Raw genomic sequence first — 23,820 nt, forward strand, 5'->3', positions numbered from 1 at the left:
CCCATTAAGCCAGGGCTTTGATTAGCCCGGCAATAAGCATCACAAATATCAGTATCGGGAGAATTTTGGCATATTTGGCCTGTTGCTCTGCTTCCATGGGTTTACCAAAACGCTGCCCCAAAATCACCATCAGGGCAACCCCGCCAAACACCGCCGCCAATATCATCAATAACGTCATCTTTTTCCAACCCTCAACTGAGTTTGCTGCTTCACTGTTTTGCCTATGATAACAGTAATTTCTTTCTTTTATTACTATCGCTTTTTCCTATAATTAATCACTACCATTTATCGCAAAATAAAGTAACATAGCCACCTTTAATGACCCCTTAATTGGAATGTTTTCTTTATATGGTTCAATCCGCTGATTTTATTGAAAAACGCCGTTTCCTTATCCGCCTGGGCAAGGCGCTCCATAAATTTGGCACCCCGGCTTACCGCCTTGAAGCCCATCTGCAAAATGTTGCCGGTTTTTTAGAAATACAGGCTTCCTTTATTATTACCCCCACCGCCCTGACTTTTGTCTTATCAGGTGATGAAGACAGCCAGGAATACAACCATGTGGTCAGGGTAAAACCCGGCGAGCTCGACTTGGGGGCACTGGCGCGCACCGATGAATTAGTCGATGAATTAAGCTCAGGGCAGCGCAGCTTATGCGAAGCCACTTTACGCCTGGATGAAATCGCGGAAAAACCTTCTCCTTACGGTACTTTCCTGACCTTTTTGGCTTTTGGCGCCTCCAGCGGGGCGTTTGCCATGTTAATGCATACCAGCTGGAACGATGTCTTCTGGTCTACCTGGCTCGGGTTTGTCGTTTTTGGTTTTGTCAAATGGTCGGAGCGCTCACGCCGGGTCACGGAAATGCTTGAACCGCTTTCCGCCATCGTTACCGCTATGTTCGCCTCCGCCATCACCCTGGTCGATCCCGGTATCAATATGCCGCTGGTGATCCTCTCCAGCATTATCGTGTTTATTCCCGGACTGGCGCTGACCCTGGGCCTGTCAGAACTGGCGGCGCGGCATTTGATCTCCGGCACCGCACGTATCATGGATGCCATCATGTCGCTGTTTAAGCTTTATTTTGGTGCGGTATTGGGCATGGCCCTGGGGAACTTGTTCTGGGGCACGGCAGAGTTCGTCCGCCCGGAAACCACCCCGGTATGGACTGCCTGGCTGGCGGTCACTATCTTATCCGCCAGCTTAGTGATCCTGTTTAAGTCACGCAAAAAAGATGCGCCCTGGGGCATTATTTCCGGTTATGTCGCTTTCGGCGCCAGTATCTGGGGCGGTCTCTATTTAGGCGGCGCCCTGGGGGCTTTTGCCGGCGCCTTTATTCTGGGCATCTACAGTAACCTGTTTTCCCGCATCACCCATTTACCGTCGAGCATAGTCAAAATTCTCGGCCTGGTAGTACTGGTACCCGGCAGCAAGGTTTATATCGGCTTGAACAGTCTGGTCTCCGGCCAGGTGATGCTAAACGCCACCGATATCGGCTCACAAACCTTTTTGATCTTTATGTCGCTGGTCGCCGGATTGATTTTTTCCAATGTCGCCCTGCCATCGAAAAAGACCTTGTAAACATAAAAAATAGTTGCTCATCACCTGGCGCCAGGCCAGGTGATGCTAAACGCCACACCAACACCTCACAAAATCGGCTCACAAACCTTTTTGATCTTTATGTCGCTGGTCGCCGGATTGATTTTTTCCAATGTCGCCCTGCCATCGAAAAAGACCTTGTAAACATAAAAAATAGTTGCTCATCACCTGGCGCCAGGCCAGGTGATGCTAAACGCCACACCAACACCTCACAAAATCGGCTCACAAACCTTTTTGATCTTTATGTCGCTGGTCGCCGGATTGATTTTTTCCAATGTCGCCCTGCCATCGAAAAAAAACCTATAACAACCTTAAGATTACCGCTCTGAGAAAGTGGCGCTAACCTTCCTTAAATAAAACAATTTTTTAAATCAGAAAACGGTAACCACCACCGGCTATACTTTGACATGCCCGGGCTTGACTGTTAGATTGCCCGCATGAAAACAACATCTGATAAGACCAAATCCAGCTATCATCACGGTAACCTGCAAAGCACCCTGATCTTTGCCGCCACCGAAATGATCCACAGCGACGGCGTAGAGAACCTGTCGTTAAGAAAGCTGGCGGAGCGCGTCGGGGTTTCCCGTACCGCTCCCTACCATCATTTTAAAGATAAAAATGAATTATTGTGCGCCGTCGCCGCCCAGGGCTTTATTGCCTGGCGGGAAATCGCCGAGCAAATCTTTAATGATGACAGCTTATCTCCCCGGGAATGCTATCGTCAGTTTATCTCCCGCTATATCGGCTTTGCCGCCGAAAACCCGGCTTTATATGACTTAATGTTTGGCGGTACCATCTGGAAAGGGGCCAAAAGCACCCAGACCTTACGGGATATCGCCTACCCCAACTTCCAGTACCAGGTGGAAATGACCAAGATCTGGCAGCAAAAAGGCCTGATGCCCGAAGGTGAAAATACCCTGAGACTGGCCCAGGTCACCTGGGGCACCATGCATGGTATCGCCAGGTTATTGATTGACGGTATTTATGCCGACGCCGGCAGTATTGAAGAAATGTGTGAGTGCGCGCTAAACCTGTTCCTGTCCCATATGCAGCCACAAAGGTAATTTTTACTTTTAGCATAAACAGTTAACGCCAAAAAGCCCTGCTTTCCCGCGCTGTAAACCGGTTAACAGCTGTTACCCAAATGTAAAATTATCCTGACGCTAAATTGTCATAAAATGTTAATAGTATGTGTCCCATACTGGCGTTTATGGACTATAAGCCTTACTATCTGCTGCATGACATTATCAAACAGTGCGATTTGTCGGGCATTCTTTGACTTGTCCGCTAAATATCACTTGAGATAACATTTAATTACACAGGAAATAGCTCCCCATATGAAAACGATAATAACAAGTGCTTTATGCTCTTCTTTGTTGTTAGTAGCCGGTTGTAACACCACAGAAGAAACAAATTCAACAAATACTGCTATGCAAAAAACCGCTTTAGCCTCGGGCATTGAAAAAGCGAATATGGACATGAGCGTCCGTCCCCAGGACAACTTTTATCAATATATCAACGGTGGCTGGTTAAAGTCCCATGATATCCCCAGCAATAAAACCACTATCGGCTCTTTTTATGATCTGCGCGATAAAGCCGATGATGATGTTAAAGCCATTATCGAAGAGCTGGCCGATGCTAAAAGTTTGAAAAACGGCAGCGACGAGCAAAAAGTAGCCGACTTGTTCCGCTCTTATATGGATACCGCAGAGCGCGATGCTCAGGGTATTAAACCAATTCAGCATATCCTGGATGTGATCAACAATATCGATGACAAAGATCAGCTTGCCAGCTTCTTTGCCAAATACGATGCCCTTGGCATCGCCAACCCGCTGGGCTTTTATATCAGCATCGACGCCAAAAACTCCAGCCGCTATGCCAGCCATATCTGGCAAAGCGGTTTAGGCTTGCCGGATAGAGATTATTATTTTAATGAAGCAGAGCGTTTTGTTAAATTGCGCAGCGGTTACCTGACCCATATTGAAAACATGTACAAGCTTGCCGGTCTTACTGACGGCCAGACGGCAGCAAAAACCATTATGGACCTGGAAAGCCAACTGGCCGAGCATCACTGGACCCGGGTTGAAAGCCGCAACAGCGAAAAGCGTTACAACAAATTTGCTACCGCTGATTTATCCAGCCTCACAGATGGCTTTAACTGGCAGGCTTACCTGGCTGCCATGGGGGTTGCCGGTGAAAAAGACATCATCATCAACCAGCCTGACTTCGTTAAAGCTTTCGGCACCATCTTTGCCGAAACCTCGCTTGAAGACTGGAAAAGCTATTTAACTTTCCATACCTTAAGCAGCTTCGCCTCTTACCTTGGCCAGGATATCGTTAATGAAGATTTTGACTTTTTCTCCAAGCAGCTTAACGGCCGCCAGGAGCAACGTCCATTGTGGAAACGCGGCGTGGCTGTGGTTAACAACAACTTAGGTGAAGTCATAGGTAAAGTGTACGTGGGTCGTCATTTCACCCCACAAGCAAAATCTCGCATGAGCACTTTAGTTGAGAATTTACGTAGCTCCTATGGCCAGAGCATCGACGAGCTGGAATGGATGTCTAAAGAGACCCAAAAAGCCGCCCATGTGAAATTAGCCGCCTTTACCCCGAAAATCGGCTACCCGGATAAGTGGGAAGATTACTCTTCACTGACCATCAAAGGCAACGACTTAGTCGGCAATATTATCCGCTCTCGCACCGTAAGCAGCCAAAAACAACTGGAAAAACTCAGCGGCCCAATCCGCAAATGGGAATGGGGCATGACACCGCAAACGGTTAATGCTTATTACAGCCCGACCCGTAACGAAATCGTGTTCCCTGCCGCTATTTTACAGCCGCCATTCTTTAATATGGCTGCCGACGATGCGGTAAACTACGGCGGTATCGGCGCGGTGATCGGTCATGAAATGGGCCATGGTTTCGATGATCAAGGCAGCAAATACGATGCCGAAGGTAATCTGCGTAACTGGTGGTCAGAGCAGGATTTAGCCGAATTCGCCAAGCGTACCAAATCCCTTGTTGATCAGTACCAGGGCTACAAAGTATTTGACGATTTACACGTCAACGGCGAATTAACCTTAGGTGAAAACATCGGCGACCTTTCCGGTGTCACTATCGCTTATAAAGCCTACAAGGCCTCTTTAGACGGTAAAGAAGCCCCTGTGATTGACGGCTTGACCGGCGACCAGCGCTTCTTCATGGGTTATGCACAAATCTGGCGCAGTAAAATGGTTGAAAAAACTATGCGTAACCGCGTAGCCACCGATCCGCATTCGCCGGGCGAGTTCCGCGCTCTGGGTTCATTATCGAATATGAATGAATTCTATGAAGCCTTCGACGTTAAAGAAGGCGATGCCATGTACTTACCGCCTGAAAAGCGCGTTAAAATCTGGTAAACCAGGTAATATTTACCACTTATCTATTTAAGGGAGCCTCGGCTCCCTTTTTTATTTTAAAAACAAACCTTGCCCTCGCAACTGCCAGCTCGGCTCGTACTGCTAATGCTGTTGTGCCTCCCCTCTTGACCTTCAAGTCCTAAGTCTCGATCACCAACCTTAACGCTTTGACAATTCCATATAAGAAATGACAGTTCTTTACATTAAAGTTGGCTATTCTATTTGACTAATATCTCACCATACGATTTAATTAATCACATGATTAGTTAAATACCAGTACTCTAATGCCAGATAAGGGAAACCAGACAAGCAGCAAAGGCCGTCCGGTCGACAGCGAAAAACAGGCATTGCAAAAGCAAAAATTGCTTGATGCCGCACTAGCCCTGTTAAGTGAAAAAAGCTTTAGCGAAATCACCATACGTGAATTAGGTAAAGTGGCGGGAGTGAACTCCGCCATGGTCAGTTATTACTTTGATAACAAAGAAGGTTTATTTATTGCCTTATTAGATCAGCTCTCGGATAAAGAATTTAGCCGCCTGCGTGATTTACACCGGGAAAAAGAACCAATAAAAGCTGTGATCACTTTTATGCTCACTATGGTCAATCAAAACCCGGGATTAATGAAATTGGTACACAGTGAAGCCATGACCCCGGATTCAACCTTAGGGGCTGCCATGATCGAACGTTTTCCCAAACGCATGGCTGGCCTTTTACCTGAGCTTATCGCCGGGCAGCAGGCACAGGGAAAAATACGCGCTGACATTAACCCCAAATATGCCGCCTTTTCTTTGATCAGCTTAATCGTCACCCCCTTTATCGTGACTCCGATAAGGGAGCAGGCATGGCAAATCACAAACCAGGAACTCAATACCCCGCAATGGACTGAGCATATTTATCAACTTTTTATATCCGGAATGACTAAAGGGCCAGCCCAATGAAAACATGGTTAAAATCCTTCTTAAAGACAAAGTTTGCCTTACCCGCGATACTTGCCGGCGGTATTGCCTTAATGGTGTTGATCGTTAAACTGCAGCCGCAAATGAAACACAATCCCCAGGCCCGGCCTTCGGTGCCGGTAGATACCGTAACCGTAGCCGAGCACATGATCCGTCCCGCCATCACCGGCTTTGGCACGGTTGAACCTGATCTGACGCTGCAGGCCAAAGCAGAAGTATCCGGGCGCATCACCTATATTCACCCGGAATTAAAAGTAGGTGAAATACTGGCTAAAGATACCCTGCTGCTGCGCATCGACGACAGGGATTACCAGCTCAATTTAAAGCAGGCACAGGCAGATCTGTTATCCAGCCAAGCCAGTTTAAAAGAAATGGAACTGACGGTAGAAAACAACAAGCTGGATCTGAAGCTGGCCAACGAAAAACTGAAAGTGCGGCAAAAAGAACTGGCCCGCCTGGAAAAATTGCGTAAGTCCGGCGCCGTTTCCCTGTCGACCTTGGACGCCGAAAGACAAAACATGCTGCAGCAACAGCAAGAAGTCCAGCAGCTGAAAAATACCCAGATCACCCTGCCCTCGGATATCGAAGTCTTACAGGCGAAAATTGAAATTTCACAGGCGCAGTTAGAGCAAAGTAAACGCGACCTGGCCCGCACCGAAATCCGCCTGCCTTTTAACGGCCGCATCAGTGCGGTAAGCGCCGAACTCGATCAGTACGTCAGCACCAATACCTTGTTATTCGAAGCTTACGGCATAGACAAAATGATAGTCAATGCCCAGTTTTCCCTGCAGCAGTTCAGCCAGATTGCCGCCAGCTTTGACCGCAGCCAACTCAATTATGAAGACTTGCTGTCAGACAGAACCATGAGTGATATCTTCAGCTCCCTCGGCCTGAGCGCCACCTTGTATGCGGCCGGTAACGAGTCCCTGAGCTGGCAGGCAAAAGTAGAACGCCTGTCCGGCAGCATAGACTCCCAAACCCGCACCCTGGGGGTTGTAGTCAGTGTTGAAGGCGTCTATAAAAATATCGATCCCGGCGTCAAGCCCCCCTTGCTGGCAGGCAACTATATGAAAGTAAACCTGCACGGCGCTCAAAAAACATTTGTAGTCGCCCCCAGATTCGCCCTGCACCAGGGACAAATCTATCGGGTAGGTGAAGCAGATACCCTGGAGCGCCTCAATCTCAACAAAGTCCAGCTGCAGGGAGAGCTGGCCCTGTTTACCGATACCCTAAAACCGGGAGATAAAATTATTACCTCGGATGTTTTCCCCGCGGTACAGGGCATGAGCCTGTCCCCGGTCGATGACCTGGCCCTGCAGCAGCAACTGGATACCTGGGTGAGGAAAGCACAATGATACGCTATTTTACCGCCCACCCGACGGCGGCCAACTTATTGATGCTGCTGCTGATCTTTATGGGCATCAGTGTCCTGCCGGATATCAAGCGGGAAACCTTTCCGGAAGTCAAAGCCTACTCGCTGCAGGTCAATGTTCCCTATCCGGGGGCAACACCTGTGGATGTCGAGCAGGGGATCTGTTTGCCGCTCGAAGACGCCCTTGACGGCATCAGTTTTATCGAGGAAAAAGTCTGTGAAGCCAGGCAAAACCTCGGCTTGATGACGATAAAAATGCTCGAGCAGGGGGATTTCGTTAAATTCACCGATGATGTTAAAACCGCCATCGACGGCATCAACGAATTTCCCGATAACGCCGAAGAGCCTGTGGTGACGGAAAAAGGCCGCACCCAACATGTGATTTCCGTCGCCTTAACTGCAGACCTGCCAAGATCTGAGCTAAAAACCCTGGCGGAAAGCCTCAAGCAGCGTATCTTGCAACACCCCCAGATCCCGCTGGTGAAGATCAGCGGTTTTTCCGAGCGCCAGCTCAGGGTACAGGTTTCCCAGGAAAACCTGCGCCGTTACGGTCTGGATCTGCAGCAACTGGTAAGTCTTATCAGCAAGCAGGACCTCGACTTGCCGCTGGGTTCGATTGAAACACAAAACAGCGAAACCCAACTTCGCTTTAGCGATGAAAGACGCAGCGCCCTGGATCTGGCCCAGCTGGTGATTTTAACCGGCGAACAAGGCAATGAAGTCCGCCTCGGGGAAATCGCCACCATAATCGACACCTTTGAACTGGCTGAAGACAAGGTAGAATTTAACGGCCGCCCCGCCGCCCTGCTGAAAATAGAAAAAAATACCATAGACGACAGTTTGGAGGTGCTGGCGGCGGTGGAAGAGATCATAGTTACCGAATCCGCCCGCCTGCCTGCCGGTGTCTCCCTCGATATTACCCAGGATGCCACCAGCATAGTCAAAGACCGCATCAATATGCTGCTCACCAACGCCTGGCAGGGACTGCTGCTGGTCTTTGCCACCATGTGGCTGTTTTTTACCGTACGTTATGCCTTCTGGGTGGTAATGGGACTGCCGGTCTCATTCTTAGCCAGCGCCTTTGTGCTCGGCCATATGGGCATTACCATCAATATGATTTCCATGGTTGCCCTGTTGCTGGCGCTGGGCATCTTAATGGATGATGCTATCGTTATTGCCGAGTCTATCGGCACCCAGCTGAAAAAAGGCTTAAAACCCATGGAAGCGGCGATAAAGGGGACTAAAATCGTCGCCCGTGGGGTTGCCTCTTCCTATGCCACTACTTTGTGCATTTTTATCGGCCTGGTATTTCTCCAGGGAGATCTCGGGCAGATCCTTAAAGTGATCCCTATCGTGCTAATTTCGGTGATTTCCGTTTCCCTGATCGAGGCATTTTTTATCTTGCCCAATCATTTGCACCATTCCCTCACCCATGGCGAAAAGCAAAAACCGTCCAGGTTCCGCGTTAAGTTCGAGCAGAAATTCGAGCACTTAAGAACCCGCACTTATGTACTGGTGGAAAAAATCATCCATTACCGTTATGCCTTTATCGGCGCCGTACTGGCGTTCTTCCTGTTGTCGGTAAGCATGCTCGCCTCGGGCATCTTGCAGTTCTCTGCTTTCCCCAATGTCGAAGGGGACAGGCTGCAGGCACAAATATTAATGCCGGCGGGCACGCCGTTAAAGCAAACCGAGCGTGTGGTTGAACAGCTGTTAACCGCGCTGGATAAAACCTCGCAGGAACTGCAGGCAGACGAAGCTCATACCTTAGTCAAATCATTTGCCGTAAGCTTCAATCAGAATTCGGATGCATTCGAATCCGGCCCCCACCTGGCCACCATAGATGTCGACTTGCTGTCGGCGGAAATACGCAATACCAAGATGCAGCATTTTATCAACCGCTGGCGACAAAGCAGCGGCATTATCCCGGATGCCCTGACCCTATCCTTTAAAGAGCCGAGCATAGGTCCCAGCGGCAGGGCCATCCAGATACGTCTGACCGGCAATGATCTCAATGAGCTGGCGCAAGCCTCGTTCGAACTGCAAACCTGGCTGGCCGGTTATCCCGGGGTCAACAACCTGTTAGACGATCTCAGGCCCGGCAAGCCTGAATTTACCCTGAAATTAAAAGACGGCGCCTATAACTTAGGCATAGACGCCCAGACCATAGCCAACCAGGTCAGAAGCGCCTTCCAGGGCAACAAGGTACTGGAAACCAATGTCGATCTGGAAACCTTCGAAATTACCGTGATGTTAACCCCCGAGTCCCGGGATGAATTTGCCGATTTCGATAACTTCCCGATCATTCACCCCACCAGCGGTGCCATTATCCCTTTGTCGGCAGTGGCAGAAATTACCGCCACCCGCGGCTATTCACGCATCGGCCGTTACAACAACCAAAGGGCGGTTACCGTCTACGGGGATATCGACGGCACGGTCAACAACACCCAAAAAGTGATGAAAGATCTGACCAAACGCTGGCTACCGGATTTCCAGCAAAGATATCCGGATATTAAGCTGAGTCAGGAAGGGGAAACCAAGAACTCCGCCATTACCCAGCAATCTATGGTGCAGTCGTTTGTTTTCGGCATTTTAGGAGTATTTTTACTGCTTTCCTTCCAGTTCCGCAGTTATGTCGAACCTGTAATCGTGTTAGTGGCCATTCCGCTGGCGATGATAGGCACCATCTGGGGGCATTTGCTGATGGGGTTAAGCTTTACCATGCCTTCGATGTTAGGCTTTGTTTCCCTGGCGGGTATTGTTGTCAACGACTCGATCTTGCTGGTAGAGTTTGTCAAAAAACGGGTGGAAGAAGGACATTCGGTACACCAGGCGGCGGCCAAAGCCAGCTACGACAGGTTCCGCGCGGTATTCTTAACCTCGGTCACCACTATCGCCGGGATGACGCCGCTGTTGTTTGAAACCAGCTTGCAGGCGCAAATATTGATCCCGCTGGCCACCAGTATCGTCTTCGGTATTGCCACTTCCACCTTGCTGGTGCTGTTTGTACTGCCTTGCCTGTATACCATACTGGAAGATTTTGGTTTGGCCAAATCGAAAAAAGAGCAGTATCAAGATGAGATAGCGGCAGGTGCCGTCACTTAACATTAGCTGAAGATTCACTAAGCATGCACTAAATAAGAGCCGAAGAGAAAGCCAATTTCTTCACCATTTAAGCCGCCGCAACTTTACCGGCGGCTTTTTTATTTCACTCAACTTATTTAGCCATCTAAACCGCTAAAGCTTGCCAGTGATAAAAATAACCAGTACACTGCCGCCCTAAGATGGTGTTTTCTTTAGGCTTCGCTTTTTCTCTTTCAAAAATGAAGCCGCATAAAGCAAACTTAATAGGGAACGTGGTGCTTGTCTTAAAGTGTTGACTTTTAAACATTAATCCACGGCTGTACCCGCAACTGTAAACAGGGCTGATAATACAAACCACTGGCAAAAGCCGGGAAGGGTATTATCGGGTTATCCCTAAAGCCAGGAAACCTGCCATTGAACACTTATGAACTAAAGGTGCGGGCCTACACCTTGAGTGACAATTCATTGACTTTTCAGTGCTATTTGTACTCTCTTCCTGCACCTGCTAGCTTAAAACATTAAATTCAAGGCCGGGGCAAAAGATGTTAAGCCAGACAATTAACCGCACAATATCGGCAGGTACAGATTAATGCCGGCCCTTATTAGCCTGGACAGGCTTAGCTGGGCAGTCGGCGATAAACGCATCCTCAAAGATATCTCACTGACAGTGGCGAAAGGTGAGGTATTGGGCATTATCGGCCCCAACGGTGCCGGTAAAACCAGTTTGCTCAATTGTCTGCTCAACCAGCAAAAAGACTTTACCGGCTCGGTAAACTTTAAAGGCAAAAATATCAGCAGCTATGCTCCGCGGGAACTGGCGAAATCCTTTGCCTTGGTGGCACAAAAAGCGGCCCCGGTATTTAACCTTTCGGTATCCGATATCGTACGCATGGGTTTATTGCCCCATAAAACCCTTTTTAGCCTGGATAATGATTTTGATAAACACCAAATTGAACTGGCGCTGGAAAAAGTCGGCTTAGCGGATAAAATCCATGATGCCTTCAATACCTTATCCGGCGGTGAGCAGCAGCGGGTATTGATCGCACGGGCCTTAGTGCAAAGGGCCGAGGTCTTGATTTTGGATGAACCCACCAATCATCTGGATGTCTATTATCAGCACCAGATTTTAAACTTGGTAAAAAGCTTAAAAATCACTGTGGTGATGACGGTACATGATTTAAACCTGGCCGCACAATATTGCCGCCGTTTACTCTTGCTCGACCAAGGGCAGGTTATTGCCGATGGCGCCCCCGAAAAAGTGTTGAGCAGCTCGCGATTAACACAGGTCTTCCGCCTTAACTGTCAGCAGGAGTTAGATCCTGTTACCGGAAAAACCCGGGTTTATTTTCACCTGCCCGAACACAACACTTATGCAAGTAATGCAAGGGATGCAGGAGAAGCAAGCCAATGAGTCAGGCCCAATTGCACCGCTTACCGATAAAATTATGCTTACTGGCATTATTATGCCTGAGCAGTATCGGCGGCGCCCTCACCTTTGGTCCGGTTAATATCAGGGCGCAGCAACTCCTTACCTGCTTCACCGCCTCCTGTCCGACACCAGTAATCGATATGGTGCTCTACCAGGTTCGGGTGCCCCGCATCCTGGTGGGTTTAGTTGCCGGTATGGGCCTGGCGATAGCCGGGGCTATTTTACAAAATACCACCCGCAATCCACTGGCAGACCCTTACCTGTTCGGCATAGTCTCAGGTGCAGGCCTGGGCGCTACTATCGCCAGCATCACCCTGGCGAACATGCTGACCCTGGCACTGCCGCTGGCGGCATTTCTCGGCGCTTTATTTGCCGTAGTGATAGTGGTGCTAATCGCCAAGGCCCTGCAGCGCATGGAGCAGCTTTTACTGGCGGGGGTCGCGGTTTCTTTTATGCTCGCTGCCATCAGCCAGTTTTTGCTTTATCTGGGGGAGCCCTTTGCCACCAACCGGGTATTATTCTGGTTAATGGGCAGCCTGGCCCGGGTCGAGCTGGCAAATTTTTATGTGATAAGTTCGGTTTTGGTGTTTGCCCTGATGGTCATTCTCGCCTTTCACCGCCATATCGATGCCCTGTTGCTCGGCGATGAAAGCGCCGCCAGCTTAGGTGTCAATGCCGATAAACTCAGGTTGATAATGCTGGCCCTGTGTGCGGCCTTAACCGCCACTATCGTCGCCTACTGCGGCGGCATAGGTTTTGTCGGTTTAATGATCCCCCATATTGTCAGGCAGATACTCGGCGTCACCACTATCCCCTTGATTTTAGGTTCAATGCTTATCGGCGGTACCTTTATCCTCTGGGTCGATGTTATTGCCCGCACCGCACTGGAAAATGCCGAAATTCCCATCGGCATCATTACCTCCGCTACCGGCAGTATTTTCTTTTTATTGATCATGTATCGGACCCGAAAAAATTAGCAAAAATGACCCATAGTTATTAGCAAGGTTATTGAAGAAACAACAGCAGGAAAACGTTATGGCTACCTCAAACGATAAAGAACTTCAGCACCAGCAAAGGATGCAGCGCACCAAGGAAAAAGTGGATGCGAAAATCGACAGCGCCCAGCAGGAAAAAGGCTTGTTTATCGTGATCACAGGCAACGGCAAGGGCAAGTCGACCTCAGGTTTCGGTACGGTTGCCCGCGCGGTCGGCCATGGTTTAAATGCCGCGGTAGTGCAATATATCAAAGGCAGCTGGGCCTGCGGCGAGCGGGAATTGCTGGCCAATGCCGGGGTAGAATTTCATGTCATGGGCACAGGTTTTACCTGGAATACCCAGGACAAAACCAGCGACATAGCTGCAGCCAGCAAGGTATGGCAGGAAAGTAAACGTTTACTCAGCGATCCCCATATCGACCTGGTATTACTGGATGAACTTACCTATATGCTCACCTATAAATACCTGGATCTGGATGAGGTTGTCGAGGCTATCCGCAACCGCCCGAAAATGCAGCATGTGGTCGTCACCGGTCGCGCCTGTCACCGGGCACTGATCGATCTTGCCGATACCGTCAGCGAAGTACGCTCGGTTAAGCACGCCTTTGATGCCGGGGTAAAAGCACAAAAAGGAATTGACTGGTAATGATCTTGTTCAAAGCTGTCACCGTAAAAGTTTCCCTGATGATAACCCTGGCAACTGTGTTGTTGACGAGTCTTTCCCTAGCCGCCAAGCCACAGGAGACAGAAAGCAAACCATTACCAAAAATTATCGCCCTCTCCCCCCATATTGTTGAGATGCTTTATGATGTCGGTGCAGGCAAACAAATCATCGCCACCACAGATTTTGCCGACTATCCCGAGCAGGCGAAAAATATCCCCAGCATAGGCAACTATATCCGGCTGCAACTGGAAAAAGTGATCGCCCTGCAGCCCGACTTAATCATTGCCTGGAAAAGCGGCAACCCCAGCGATGATTTAGCCAGGTTAAGCCAGCTCGGCTTTAAGGTGGTTTACTCCGAGCCGAAAACCTTTCGCGATATTGCCAAAGAGCTGCGCCAGTTCGCCGATTTATCCGGCCACAGCGAGCAGGGACGGCAAGTAGCAGATGCATTTCTTAAGCAGCTTGACGATATTAAAGACCGTTACCGCGATAAACAAACCATCACCGCCTTTTATGAATTATGGTCAAGGCCACTCACCACTATCGCCAGGGGCAGCTGGCCGCAGCAACACCTGAATATCTGCCGCGCCGAGAACCCGTTTGAACAGGTGAGCAGCCCGTATCCCCAGGTCAATATCGAGCAGGTATTAAAAACTCCGATACAACTCATCATCCAGCCGCTGTCGGTCAACCAAAAAGACAAAGAAGGCTTTAACTGGCGCGACTGGCCGACAATACAGGCGGTGAGTGAAAACAATATTATCACCCCGGATGCCGACGCCCTGCACCGCATGACGCGCCGCAGTTTGCTGGCTCTGGATAAGCTGTGCCTGGATATCGACAAGGTACGCCAGTCTTATTTATCCGGCATATAAACAGGAAAACGAACGACTTTAAGCGCCCGGGAATAGCTGCCCGGGCATCAATCTGATATCAGGTGCTGCTGCCAGGACACAGGCTCATTTTTCGAATCAGCCGGCTTGGCCGCAGTGAAACGGGAAACAGGTGTTATACCCCGGGTATGAATCCTGTACTGCCCCCGCAACGGTAATTCACTTTGCTTTACCGGCAAAGTGATAAGTCCGGAGACCGGCCTGGTATTGTTAATCACATCAAGCACGGTGGGTGCTTCATTGAGGAAAATATGAAAAAAAACATACTTGCATTAAGCGTTGCCAGCGCATTAACATCAACGCTTGCAGTAGCAGCACCAGCCGAAAGCGGTTCAGCCAAGAGCGGCATTTCGGTGGATGAAACCCTGGTGGTCACGGCAAGCCGTATCCAGCAAAACAGCGCCGATATCTTAAGCAGTGTCAAAATCATCACCCGGGAAGAGATAGATTTATCTCCGGCGCTTTCCATCGCCGAACTGATCAACGATGTCAACGGCTTTCAATTATCCCAAAACGGCGGTATTGCCCAGACAACCGGCATCTTCAGCCGGGGCACCAACGCCGGCCATACCTTAGTGATCATCGACGGACAACGTATCGGCTCTGCCACCTTAGGTTTGGTAGAATTTGCCAACATTTCAACAGACCAGATAGAAAGAGTCGAAATTATCAAAGGCCCGAGGGCATCCCTGTGGGGCTCTGATGCCATCGGCGGCGTGATCCAGATTTTTACCCGCCAGTTAAATGCCGGTGAACTGGCCCTTGATTTATCTGTCGGCAACCAGTCCCAGCAGCAAGGCAGCTTAAGCAGTGCTTTTGCCCATGGCGACGGCAAAACCACCATCACCTTATCAGCCAAATCGGCGGAAGGTTATGATGTCCTGGACAACGCAGAGCCGGATGATGACGGCTATCACAGAGAAGATATTTCCATCATCGGCACCCAGAACATCAACCCACAGTGGCGGGTAAACTGGCTGGCAAAATATAACCAGGGACAAAGCGATTATGACAGCGCCTTTGGCGGCAACAATAAAAGCGAACTAGAGACCAAACAATGGCATTTAACCGCCATCCAGGACACCGGACTCTGGTATCAGCAATTCTCCTGGGGCCAGCAAATTGATGAATCCATCGATTTTATTGAAGGCGGCAACAAAAAAGACGGCAGCTTTTTTGAAACCAAACGTCTGCAGGCAAACTGGCTTGGCAGCTATCAGGTTTCTCAGGCATTAACCACCAGTGTAGGAGTGGATTTAACCCGGGAAGAAGTCGATACCAAAAAAAGAGCAAACAATCAGCCGGGATACGATAAAACCGAGCGTGATAAAAAAGCGCTATACGGCCATATCGCCTACGATGAAGAGACTATCCTGCTTGACGGCGCACTGCGTTACGATGATATTGAAGGCATAGACAATAAGTTTACCTACAATGCCAGCGCCGGGTTACGCTTTGGCGACCAGTCACTGATCAGCATCAATTTAGGCCGGGGTTTTAAAGAGCCGAGCTTTAACGACCTCTACTACCCGGAAGATGCCTTTTCTTACGGCAACCCCGAATTAAAAGCGGAAACCTCCAACAGCGCCGAAATTTTACTTAAAACCAGTGTTGCCGATATCCAAACCGAACTGAGTGTCTATAAAACCAAAATAGATGACTTGATCGAATGGGTGCCGGATGAAAACTTTAAATACAACCCGTTAAACATTCATAAGGCCACCATCAAAGGGGCCGAGTTAAATTTAACAGCGGATTTGTTCGGTTTCTCGCAATCCCTGCAGCTGGGCTATCTGGATGCGGTTAATGACGGCACTAACAAGCCATTGATCCGCAGGGCAAAACATACCGCCCGTTATCAAATCAGCCGGGATTTTGATAACCTGAATCTGCTTGCCAGCGTCAATTATCAAGGGAAACGTGAAGACAGCGAATGGCCAAGCACAACAGAATTGCCCAGCCATACCCTGGTCAACCTCAGCGCCGCCTATAGCTTTAACAGCCAGTGGAAGTTAACGTTAAAAGCCAATAACCTGTTCGACCGGGATTATGTCACCAATAATCATTATGTCGGTCAACCGGCGCAATATTTACTGACCTTGAATTATCGCCAGTAATGATTACGAACTGCTTTTTTACAGTTCAAACATTAATCTCAAAGCCGAAAAACTTAGGGGATTAAAACAAAAAGCCCGCGATGCGGGCTTTTTGTTGCTATGAAATACACTTGATGCCTGTTCAGGTTTCCTCCTTTAATTTCCTCCCCTAATTAAGGTTAATCTGCAAATGTAACTTTTTCAGATCACTGACAAAATCACTGCTATCCACGTTTTTACTCTCAACTTCCTGCTGCTTTGCCTGCTGATAGTAACGGATATAATCCTGGTAGTCGGAACTGCTCATGCTGCGGATAAGTTCAATATCGGTGAGCTGGACATCGGTATCGTCATTGATAATATCTTCATATCCGGACAAAGGCACCGAACTTGGCAAAACGCCCTCATCCGGGCCATAACTGGTCCATTTGACCGGGAATAAACCGATATCGGCATCGTAAGCGGAATAGGTATAAGTGATCACCGCCAGCGGATAATTGCCCGCCCCGCTGTAATCGTAACTGCCGTCACTGCCCAGTTCGGAAAAGTTTTCATCATCAACATCAGGCTTATTCTCCGAGACTTCCACTTCAAACGACTGGGCATAATCACTGGAGATTTTTTGATGGCTGGCCTCGGTTAAGGTGGTACCGAAGAAGGTATCTTTTAACTGGTACACACGGTTGGTCTGACTGATATAGTCCGCTTCGCTGCTATACAAATGGCTGTTGAATAAAATCAAACTACTGTCGCCTTGTGCAACCGTAAGCGGAAAATGTTTGTTGCCCTGGATAATTTGCGCCGAGAACATCAACTGCTGATCATTTTCCAGCGCGATTTCATCGGCAACCTCCACCGCAGAAAACTCCCACAACAAGTCGTCGTTGCCATCGAAATTATCATGGATATCCGCGGCGCCTATGGCATCCCCGGCATTATCTGTGCCCAGCACCATAAATGACTGCACCGGCCAGGTTTCACCAATGATACGGCAGGCTTCAACATCCCGGTATAAAGTGGTTTGCTCGTCCACTTCCTCAAAGCCGGCATAGGGCAATGAACTGGCTACTAAACCCCGGGTAGTGAACGACCTGTGCCTTAACTCCACATCCTGGGTCACACACTCACAACTGCTGTTATCCAGCTGTTGATCATAACGGCCGTAATATTTTGCCGCCACTGAACTGTCTGCCTGGTAAAAACTGACAATATCCAACCCCTGCTGTTGATCTCCCTGCTGATTTTTCGCCACCAGGGTGTAATTAATATTGGCCGATGTGGTACTGAAACTGATCACCCCATTTTCATTCGGTAAATATTTTTCCAGCAATTGCCAGTTATCATCCTGTAATAACAATTCCACCTGGGTAAAGGCTGACTCCTTACCGCATTTATTGGTGATAAGTGAGGTCAGGGTGAAGGTTTGTTCCACCGGTTCAACCGGGGTTTTATCTTCATCCGAGTCTGAACTGCCGCAGCCGGGAAGCAGGGACAGTAATGAAAAAGCAAGTAAGTATCGGTTATTGATCATAGGTTTCTTTGCACGGGAAATAACTTGATGACAAAGATTATAAGACCGGAAACCAGAAGATGAAAAGTGAAACAAGCGGTAAAACAGGCAGGGTAACACTTTGATTACAAAATAATTTTTAAGCTATACATAAGTATACCCGGCAGTTACATTTAACTACATTTTTTACACTTGTCAGCAAGTCGCTAAGACAAGTTATCCACTAAGATCAGCCGATAAAGAAAATACCCGCCAATATCAACAGGGCAAAAAAGACAGTTTCCATAGTCATCAAAAAGACCGGCTTCCAGCCCACGGATACCACCTGTTTTAACGAGGTTTTCACGCCTATCGCCACCATAGCCACCACCAGGGCGCCGCCGGAAATGCTTTTGATAATTTCCACCAGGGGCGCGGGAATAAAACCTAAATTATTCACCAGCGCCAGCATAAAAAACGCGATTAAAAACCCCGGAATAAAGCTGCTGACACCGCCACTTAAACGCGAACTTTTCTCTTTAAAAGCAAAAAATATCATCACCACAATCGGCAAAAGCAAGGCCACCCGCAGCAACTTGATGTAAGTGGCAATATCCCCGGTTTCGGTGGAAACGGAATAACCCGCCCCGACCACCTGGGCAACATCATGAATGGCGCCGCCGATAAAAACCCCCGCCTGTTCATCGCTGAGCCCAAGAAAGTCAGTCACCAGCGGATAGGTCAACATGGCCAGGGTGCCTAACGCGGTAATGCTGATCACCGTCAGGGCAAAAAATTTCTCCTGATGGGCTTTTTTCGGCAAGACAGTGGAAATGGCCGCGGCCGCAGAAACCCCGCATACCGCCACCGCCCCGCCGGAAAGTACCCCGAATACTTTAGGCAACCCCAGCAAACGTGCCAGGAAAACACCAAAAAAAATAGTGACCAGCATACTGCCAATAACGATCAGCGGCGGCATCACCCCCAGTGAAACAATGTCGGCAAAGGCGATGCGTACTCCCAGCAAGGCCACGGCAAAACGTAAAACGGCTTTACTGCAAAAGTCTATACCTACCTGGTGTCTTTTAGAGTCATATAAAAAATGCAGCGCCAAACCAAGCAAAAGGGCAAATAACATCACAGGTGCCTGGTAACGGTGCGCCAGGGCATTGGCGGCAATGGCAGTAATGGCGCAGACAAAGATCCCGGCATAATGGGATTTAACAAAAGCTAACATAGTGACAGTTACCGGCAAATGATTTGGCTAACATGAAATAGGCTTAGTGTATCACGGGGAAATGCAGTTTTAACAAGAGATTAAACACAAGCTAAAGTGCAACTTATCTCAGGACGAGACACATGTATAACCCCTGCTCCTGCATCTCCATATGCACACAGGATTACTTTCAGGATGCATTGCCCTCTCCACCGGTAGAACAGGCTGAAATACGTCCATGTATAAACCCTGCTCCTGCATATCCATATGCTCGCAGGATAAATACCTCCATGTATAAACCCTGCTCCTGCATATCCATATACTCACAGGATAAATACCTCCATGTATAAAAAAAGGCGTGGGAGCTTACCCACGCCGTTTTTGATTATGATGATTGTAATTAAGACAAAAAACCTGCCCGGATATTAATTGGGCTTAGTGCAATTGTGTGCTGCGGTGGATTTTTCGATATCCACAACCTGGGCTTGCCCCTCCTGATCTATGATGAAATTAAAACATGTCAGGGTATCGCAATAATAACAATAGCCCTTAGCTACCATCAGGCAACGTTCTGCCGACAAGGTAGAAATAGACCCATGTATATCATCAGGCCGGATAAGCTGCCCACAATTGCCACACTGTCCGTTAAGGCCATTAAACACTAATCCGTTAGTAAAGGTGTACGGTAATTGCTGACTAATCGGTTGACTCTGACTCCATTCAAACTGCTCTATTTGAAGTGGCTTGTTCATACAACTACTACCTAAACTACATCGCAGATTTACGACCCTCTTAGTATAGAACAGGAACGGGCTTTTGATGGCATGGCTTGTATAGCTGCCAAAATGAAGTTTAAGCCTGCTTTATCTTTTCCCGGCAGAAACAAAAAACAGCACCCGCTCTTTATCAGACAAAGAACATGATAAATAACCAGTTTCTAACGCTTTGATTGATGTGTAAACAAACCCGATGCCCTTTTACTATAATAAGGTAAAAATTAACTTTAGCTTATTATGAAGCCTTACCTAAGCAATATTCTGTTCAGCCTCGCCCTGGTGAGCACTTTATTCCACCACGCTAAAGTCCATGGAGAAACAATAAAGGTCATCTTACTTTCCGAGGCTAATCCCCCGTACACCATCAGACAAAACGGTAAGTTTGGCGGCATTCATATCGACATTTTTTCCCGCTTATCTGCACTGACCGAGCACACCTTTACCATGCACGCCTACACTCCGCCCCGGGCGGTAAAAGAATTTGATTTAGGCCGTGTGGATATAGAACCGGGCATCAACGAACTCTGGCGCCAATCCAGCCCGGTAAAAGCCTTGTATAGCATTGCTTATGCAAGCTCCACCGATCTTCTGGTCTTTAAAAAGCAAAACCGCCTGGCATTTTCAACCCCGGCAGATCTCACCGGAAAAACCATAGGTGTGATCCGCAGTTATGCCTACCCCAAATATGAAGACGCATTTAGCTCAGGCGCAATCAAGCGGGTCGATGGCTTGTCAGAACAACATCTGCTGAAATTATTACAGGCAGACAGGGTAAAATACATCTTCATAGGCGCACAAAGCTATTACTATCATCAGAAACATCATCCGCAATACCGGGAATTTGAAGTCGGCGGGGTAATTAACCAGGTGGAAGTGAAAATGAGGCTCCACCCAAATAAGGCCTACCTGCTACCACAGTTAAATGATGCCCTCGGGGTAATGGTACGCCAGGGAGAAATAAAGGCGATTTATAACAAATATCAATAATACAATGACAAAACAGCCGGCACTGCAGCTTCTTTTATCATTTCACCGGTTATTATTGCGAAAATTGACTCGACGCCCATCGAAGTAACCGGACATCACTTTTGATCATTTGCTTATGCAGTTCATAAACAAACTCCTGATAACGGGCATCGGCTTCCCCCATGGTACAGACGACTTCACCCTTAGTGTTTTTAATTAAGCCATGATGATTGAATAAAGGAAAATCATCATCGGTATTATAAGCACGGAAATAATCATCTTCTAACGCCTCTCCCGCTTCATTTCTCACGGGGTTATCCCAAAAAATATTCCAGCGTTTGCCTTTGCAGCCTGCAATCTCGCGATTTAGCCCGGCCAAAGTCACTTCAGCCAGATCATCACGGATTTGCTGCGGGGTCATGACTTGGCTTTGCTTAATCTGATGACATTCGCGGCTAAAGCCTGAGTTAACATATGCCCTCAACCTTGCTTCATCCGGCGGGATCAGGTCGATCTCATCCTTAATCATCTCGGTCAGGCCCTTACCGCTAACATAGTTTTTCTCTTGCATATAATCGGTATATTTTTCGAAATCCCCCATGATTTCAACGATAGTCGGGCCATGATAAACAGGCACAACATGGGCCGGTACGCCGGTATCTTCTAATAAATGCATCAGGGCACCCAAAAACAGCACTTTATTTTCCCACTTTTTATGATTGATAAAGTATTCGAGAGCTTCAAGCCACAACCTGTCATAAGACTTATGTATTAGTCCCTGTTGCGTTTTTTTCGGTTGTTTTTTATTGGGGTTATAAAAGTGCCAGTTATCAATGCGATTTAGTAAGGTAAAATAGCCCCTCTCTCCCGCTATCTCTTTATCTTCCCGACTTAATGCAGAGCGACCTTCATCCATTGCGACATTAGCGCGTAAAATCCTTTTTTTAATCTCATCATGCCGGCGAAATGCAGAATCTTCGGGGAAACAGCGTTCAAAAGCGGTTAATGACAGTTTACTGATGGGTAAGTGCCCGGTTACCGGCAGCAAAGCTGCAACAACAGGCGAAAACAGCCCTATTGCTAATATCAGCACAGTGTTTATCAATTTATTCCGTAAATTCAACATCCAGAGCACCATAATAAAAAATGACAGACAGTTACCGTCTGTCATTTCTTTCAGCGTTAATTTGCCGCTATTATCACAAAATATATCAGGGGCTAAATAACATGAAAACGGGCAATTAAGCCTTAACCGGATGGCATCGCCAGAATGGCAGGAATATCCAGGGCATCCTGATAAACCACCAAAGCGGTTTCCTGTTTCATTCTTGCATATACCGCCATGCGATCGGCCAGTTCATTGCCTTCGATATTGGCATGTCCTTTTACATGGCTGATAAAGAGCTGAGATTTCAGTTGTTCATACAGGGCAAAACTGCGCTGGATTATCTCCAGGTTTTTAATTTCCTCTCCCTTGCCCCGGGTCCAGCCTTTCGCTTGCCAGCCTTTGGCCCATTTGGTGATGCAATCGATGGAATATTTGGAATCGGATAATATCTCTACCGTTTTTCCTTGCTCAATATAAGCTTGCGCCAATAACATCGACTCCAGGATACCGCCCAGCTCTGCGGTATTATTGGTGCCCATCGGATGGTATAACCCGTATCTCAGCTGTGTTAATACCGAGTTCTCATAAATCGCAAGCCCTGTGCCTGACTTGCCCGGATTAGGCGAACAGGCGCCATCGCAATAAATTTGTACCTGCGCCGATTTGCTTTGGCTCTGACCTTGATAGCCGGGTCCCTGCGCTTCTTTTTTGCCATTTCCTGCCCCCGATGCCTTACCTTTTGCCAGGGATCTTTTCATCAAGGCCTTGGTATAAGATTGGGCAAATGCGGCTTCGGCTTCGGCTAAAGAAGGAAACCCCATGTATTGGGCGTCTGAGCGACCATCAATTAAAGCTTTGGTCTCTCCCCAGGAAGTAAAAATCCCGGTTTTGGCTCCTTTCCAGACAACGTAAAATTTCTTACTCATTATTTTTTCTGATCTTGGCTTGAATAAGCGGATGATAAAGGGCTTTGATGCACTAACCAAGAAAAATCATCCCCCACGGCAATAATCACCCAAATCAGGCTTTACCATTTAGTAATATTTGTTATGGTAATCAAGATGAATGAATCAAGGGAGGGATTATATGCAAAAGGTCATCAGGCAATTCAACAACCGCTTTTCAAGCGGCATTTTTACCGGCTTGTGTATATTGGTTTTATCGGCACAGGCCATGGCCGGCAGCACAGGTGTATTACCAGGTAACAGCGCCAATAACATTTCAATAAAATCCGTACAGCCCTTCCACTTTTTCTACACCCGGATCGAGACAGAAAAACACCAGCTGGCGGATAAAATTAAAACCAAGGCCATGGACATGAGTGTCAAACTGGCCAAACGCTCCAATGCTAAAATCGATGGCCCGTTAATACTGAGTTACCGCTCAGGTGAACAACAAAGCAAACAGCAGATAACCGCCGATATCGGCTTCCCGGTATCGAAAAGAACCAAGCGCCTGCCTCCTTATAAATACCGCAAAGCCAAGGCCTTTGATTGCGCTTCATTGACCTTTACCGGCAAGGCGGTACAGCTGGAGCAGCAATGGCAGCAGTTATACCGGTTTAGCCGGGAGCAACAGCTCAATCTCAACGGGGAAAGCCGCATGTTGCTGTTATCCAGTGAAGCTGACGGTAACATCCATGTTGAACTGCAATTGGGGATCATCAAGGCGGCCGCACAGGAAAAGAAACACCACCTCAGCACAGGCAGCATCACCGCCCGGTTATGATAAAGCGCAACAAAGGAAAAATAATTTCACCGTTGAACAGGTAATTTACTTGTTTAT

19 protein-coding genes and 2 riboswitches are annotated in these 23,820 nt (G+C 48.1%); of the genes, 13 read left to right on the plus strand and 6 right to left on the minus strand.

Annotation, left to right across the window (positions count from 1 at the left end; all coding sequences use genetic code 11):
- Positions 1-4: 4 nt before the first annotated feature.
- Positions 5-178 carry a hypothetical protein gene (locus QL234_RS23345; RefSeq protein ID WP_281560176.1) on the minus strand — a complete coding sequence of 58 codons (174 nt, stop codon included), beginning with the start codon at positions 176-178 and terminating at the stop codon, positions 5-7.
- A gap of 170 nt (positions 179-348) precedes the next feature.
- On the opposite strand from QL234_RS23345, the gene QL234_RS23350 reads away from it, so the two are divergent.
- The 11 genes from QL234_RS23350 (at position 349) to QL234_RS23400 (ending at position 16,501) form a co-directional block, all read left to right on the plus strand.
- The gene (locus tag QL234_RS23350) at positions 349-1,575 is read left to right on the plus strand and encodes a threonine/serine exporter family protein (protein ID WP_281560177.1); all 1,227 of its coding nucleotides are present in this window, start codon (positions 349-351) and stop codon (positions 1,573-1,575) included.
- 455 nt (positions 1,576-2,030) lie between these two features.
- Complete coding sequence (locus tag QL234_RS23355) at positions 2,031-2,657, plus strand: TetR/AcrR family transcriptional regulator (protein ID WP_281560178.1); 627 nt, start codon at positions 2,031-2,033, stop codon at positions 2,655-2,657.
- Positions 2,658-2,930: 273 nt separating this feature from the next.
- Positions 2,931-4,991: a M13 family metallopeptidase gene (locus QL234_RS23360; RefSeq protein WP_281560179.1), complete on the plus strand. Its 2,061-nt coding sequence runs from the start codon at positions 2,931-2,933 to the stop codon at positions 4,989-4,991.
- Between the two features lie 284 nt (positions 4,992-5,275).
- The gene (locus QL234_RS23365) at positions 5,276-5,929 is read left to right on the plus strand and encodes a TetR/AcrR family transcriptional regulator (RefSeq protein ID WP_281560180.1); all 654 of its coding nucleotides are present in this window, start codon (positions 5,276-5,278) and stop codon (positions 5,927-5,929) included.
- The gene (locus tag QL234_RS23370) at positions 5,926-7,302 is read left to right on the plus strand and encodes a hypothetical protein (RefSeq protein WP_281560181.1); all 1,377 of its coding nucleotides are present in this window, start codon (positions 5,926-5,928) and stop codon (positions 7,300-7,302) included. Before QL234_RS23365 ends, QL234_RS23370 begins: the two co-directional genes overlap by 4 nt.
- Complete coding sequence (locus QL234_RS23375; RefSeq protein ID WP_281560182.1) at positions 7,299-10,424, plus strand: efflux RND transporter permease subunit; 3,126 nt, start codon at positions 7,299-7,301, stop codon at positions 10,422-10,424. The genes QL234_RS23370 and QL234_RS23375 overlap by 4 nt, the downstream gene beginning before the upstream one ends.
- 202 nt (positions 10,425-10,626) lie before the next feature.
- Positions 10,627-10,834, plus strand: a riboswitch (cobalamin riboswitch).
- 158 nt (positions 10,835-10,992) lie between these two features.
- Entirely contained in the window at positions 10,993-11,814 is an 822-nt protein-coding gene (locus QL234_RS23380; protein WP_281560183.1) for an ABC transporter ATP-binding protein, read from the plus strand.
- Positions 11,811-12,809, plus strand: a complete 999-nt coding sequence (locus tag QL234_RS23385) for an iron ABC transporter permease (protein WP_281560184.1) — start codon at positions 11,811-11,813, stop codon at positions 12,807-12,809. Before QL234_RS23380 ends, QL234_RS23385 begins: the two co-directional genes overlap by 4 nt.
- Before the next feature lie 58 nt (positions 12,810-12,867).
- Positions 12,868-13,473 carry a cob(I)yrinic acid a,c-diamide adenosyltransferase gene (cobO, locus tag QL234_RS23390; RefSeq protein ID WP_281560185.1) on the plus strand — a complete coding sequence of 202 codons (606 nt, stop codon included), beginning with the start codon at positions 12,868-12,870 and terminating at the stop codon, positions 13,471-13,473.
- Positions 13,473-14,366, plus strand: a complete 894-nt coding sequence (locus QL234_RS23395) for a cobalamin-binding protein (protein ID WP_281560186.1) — start codon at positions 13,473-13,475, stop codon at positions 14,364-14,366. Before cobO ends, QL234_RS23395 begins: the two co-directional genes overlap by 1 nt.
- 84 nt (positions 14,367-14,450) lie before the next feature.
- Positions 14,451-14,604, plus strand: a riboswitch (cobalamin riboswitch).
- A 31-nt stretch (positions 14,605-14,635) separates the two neighbouring features.
- Positions 14,636-16,501, plus strand: coding sequence for a TonB-dependent receptor (locus QL234_RS23400; protein ID WP_281560187.1), 1,866 nt, complete (start codon positions 14,636-14,638; stop codon positions 16,499-16,501).
- A gap of 148 nt (positions 16,502-16,649) precedes the next feature.
- On the opposite strand, the gene QL234_RS23405 is transcribed toward QL234_RS23400, so the two are convergent.
- From QL234_RS23405 to QL234_RS23415, 3 genes are all read right to left on the minus strand, one after another.
- Positions 16,650-18,011, minus strand: a complete 1,362-nt coding sequence (locus tag QL234_RS23405) for a hypothetical protein (protein WP_281560188.1) — start codon at positions 18,009-18,011, stop codon at positions 16,650-16,652.
- Between the two features lie 208 nt (positions 18,012-18,219).
- Entirely contained in the window at positions 18,220-19,206 is a 987-nt protein-coding gene (locus tag QL234_RS23410; RefSeq protein WP_281560189.1) for a putative sulfate exporter family transporter, read from the minus strand.
- 404 nt (positions 19,207-19,610) lie between these two features.
- Positions 19,611-19,937 (minus strand): hypothetical protein, encoded by a 327-nt coding sequence (locus QL234_RS23415; protein WP_281560190.1) that lies wholly within the window; start codon positions 19,935-19,937, stop codon positions 19,611-19,613.
- Between the two features lie 261 nt (positions 19,938-20,198).
- Here QL234_RS23415 and QL234_RS23420 point away from each other — a divergent pair, with 261 nt between their 5' ends.
- Positions 20,199-20,948: a transporter substrate-binding domain-containing protein gene (locus tag QL234_RS23420; protein WP_281560191.1), complete on the plus strand. Its 750-nt coding sequence runs from the start codon at positions 20,199-20,201 to the stop codon at positions 20,946-20,948.
- A 52-nt stretch (positions 20,949-21,000) separates the two neighbouring features.
- On the opposite strand, the gene QL234_RS23425 is transcribed toward QL234_RS23420, so the two are convergent.
- Complete coding sequence (locus QL234_RS23425; RefSeq protein WP_281560192.1) at positions 21,001-22,053, minus strand: hypothetical protein; 1,053 nt, start codon at positions 22,051-22,053, stop codon at positions 21,001-21,003.
- Between the two features lie 122 nt (positions 22,054-22,175).
- Entirely contained in the window at positions 22,176-22,961 is a 786-nt protein-coding gene (locus tag QL234_RS23430) for a ribonuclease H family protein (RefSeq protein WP_281560193.1), read from the minus strand.
- A gap of 160 nt (positions 22,962-23,121) precedes the next feature.
- On the opposite strand from QL234_RS23430, the gene QL234_RS23435 reads away from it, so the two are divergent.
- Complete coding sequence (locus QL234_RS23435; protein WP_281560194.1) at positions 23,122-23,763, plus strand: GyrI-like domain-containing protein; 642 nt, start codon at positions 23,122-23,124, stop codon at positions 23,761-23,763.
- Positions 23,764-23,820: the final 57 nt, after the last annotated feature.

The sequence above is a fragment of the Thalassomonas sp. RHCl1 genome (assembly GCF_947387555.1).
GTDB lineage: Bacteria > Pseudomonadota > Gammaproteobacteria > Enterobacterales > Alteromonadaceae > Thalassomonas.

Excerpts from the sequence above, each read along its gene's own strand:
- QL234_RS23345 (WP_281560176.1), bottom strand. The coding sequence starts at position 178 with ATGACGTTATTGATGATATTGGCGGCGGTGTTTGGCGGGGTTGCCCTG.
- QL234_RS23350 (WP_281560177.1), top strand. The coding sequence starts at position 349 with ATGGTTCAATCCGCTGATTTTATTGAAAAACGCCGTTTCCTTATCCGC.
- QL234_RS23355 (WP_281560178.1), top strand. The coding sequence starts at position 2,031 with ATGAAAACAACATCTGATAAGACCAAATCCAGCTATCATCACGGTAAC.
- QL234_RS23360 (WP_281560179.1), top strand. The coding sequence starts at position 2,931 with ATGAAAACGATAATAACAAGTGCTTTATGCTCTTCTTTGTTGTTAGTA.
- QL234_RS23365 (WP_281560180.1), top strand. The coding sequence starts at position 5,276 with ATGCCAGATAAGGGAAACCAGACAAGCAGCAAAGGCCGTCCGGTCGAC.
- QL234_RS23370 (WP_281560181.1), top strand. The coding sequence starts at position 5,926 with ATGAAAACATGGTTAAAATCCTTCTTAAAGACAAAGTTTGCCTTACCC.
- QL234_RS23375 (WP_281560182.1), top strand. The coding sequence starts at position 7,299 with ATGATACGCTATTTTACCGCCCACCCGACGGCGGCCAACTTATTGATG.
- QL234_RS23380 (WP_281560183.1), top strand. The coding sequence starts at position 10,993 with ATGCCGGCCCTTATTAGCCTGGACAGGCTTAGCTGGGCAGTCGGCGAT.
- QL234_RS23385 (WP_281560184.1), top strand. The coding sequence starts at position 11,811 with ATGAGTCAGGCCCAATTGCACCGCTTACCGATAAAATTATGCTTACTG.
- cobO (WP_281560185.1), top strand. The coding sequence starts at position 12,868 with ATGGCTACCTCAAACGATAAAGAACTTCAGCACCAGCAAAGGATGCAG.
- QL234_RS23395 (WP_281560186.1), top strand. The coding sequence starts at position 13,473 with ATGATCTTGTTCAAAGCTGTCACCGTAAAAGTTTCCCTGATGATAACC.
- QL234_RS23400 (WP_281560187.1), top strand. The coding sequence starts at position 14,636 with ATGAAAAAAAACATACTTGCATTAAGCGTTGCCAGCGCATTAACATCA.
- QL234_RS23405 (WP_281560188.1), bottom strand. The coding sequence starts at position 18,011 with ATGATCAATAACCGATACTTACTTGCTTTTTCATTACTGTCCCTGCTT.
- QL234_RS23410 (WP_281560189.1), bottom strand. The coding sequence starts at position 19,206 with ATGTTAGCTTTTGTTAAATCCCATTATGCCGGGATCTTTGTCTGCGCC.
- QL234_RS23415 (WP_281560190.1), bottom strand. The coding sequence starts at position 19,937 with ATGAACAAGCCACTTCAAATAGAGCAGTTTGAATGGAGTCAGAGTCAA.
- QL234_RS23420 (WP_281560191.1), top strand. The coding sequence starts at position 20,199 with ATGAAGCCTTACCTAAGCAATATTCTGTTCAGCCTCGCCCTGGTGAGC.
- QL234_RS23425 (WP_281560192.1), bottom strand. The coding sequence starts at position 22,053 with ATGTTGAATTTACGGAATAAATTGATAAACACTGTGCTGATATTAGCA.
- QL234_RS23430 (WP_281560193.1), bottom strand. The coding sequence starts at position 22,961 with ATGAGTAAGAAATTTTACGTTGTCTGGAAAGGAGCCAAAACCGGGATT.
- QL234_RS23435 (WP_281560194.1), top strand. The coding sequence starts at position 23,122 with ATGCAAAAGGTCATCAGGCAATTCAACAACCGCTTTTCAAGCGGCATT.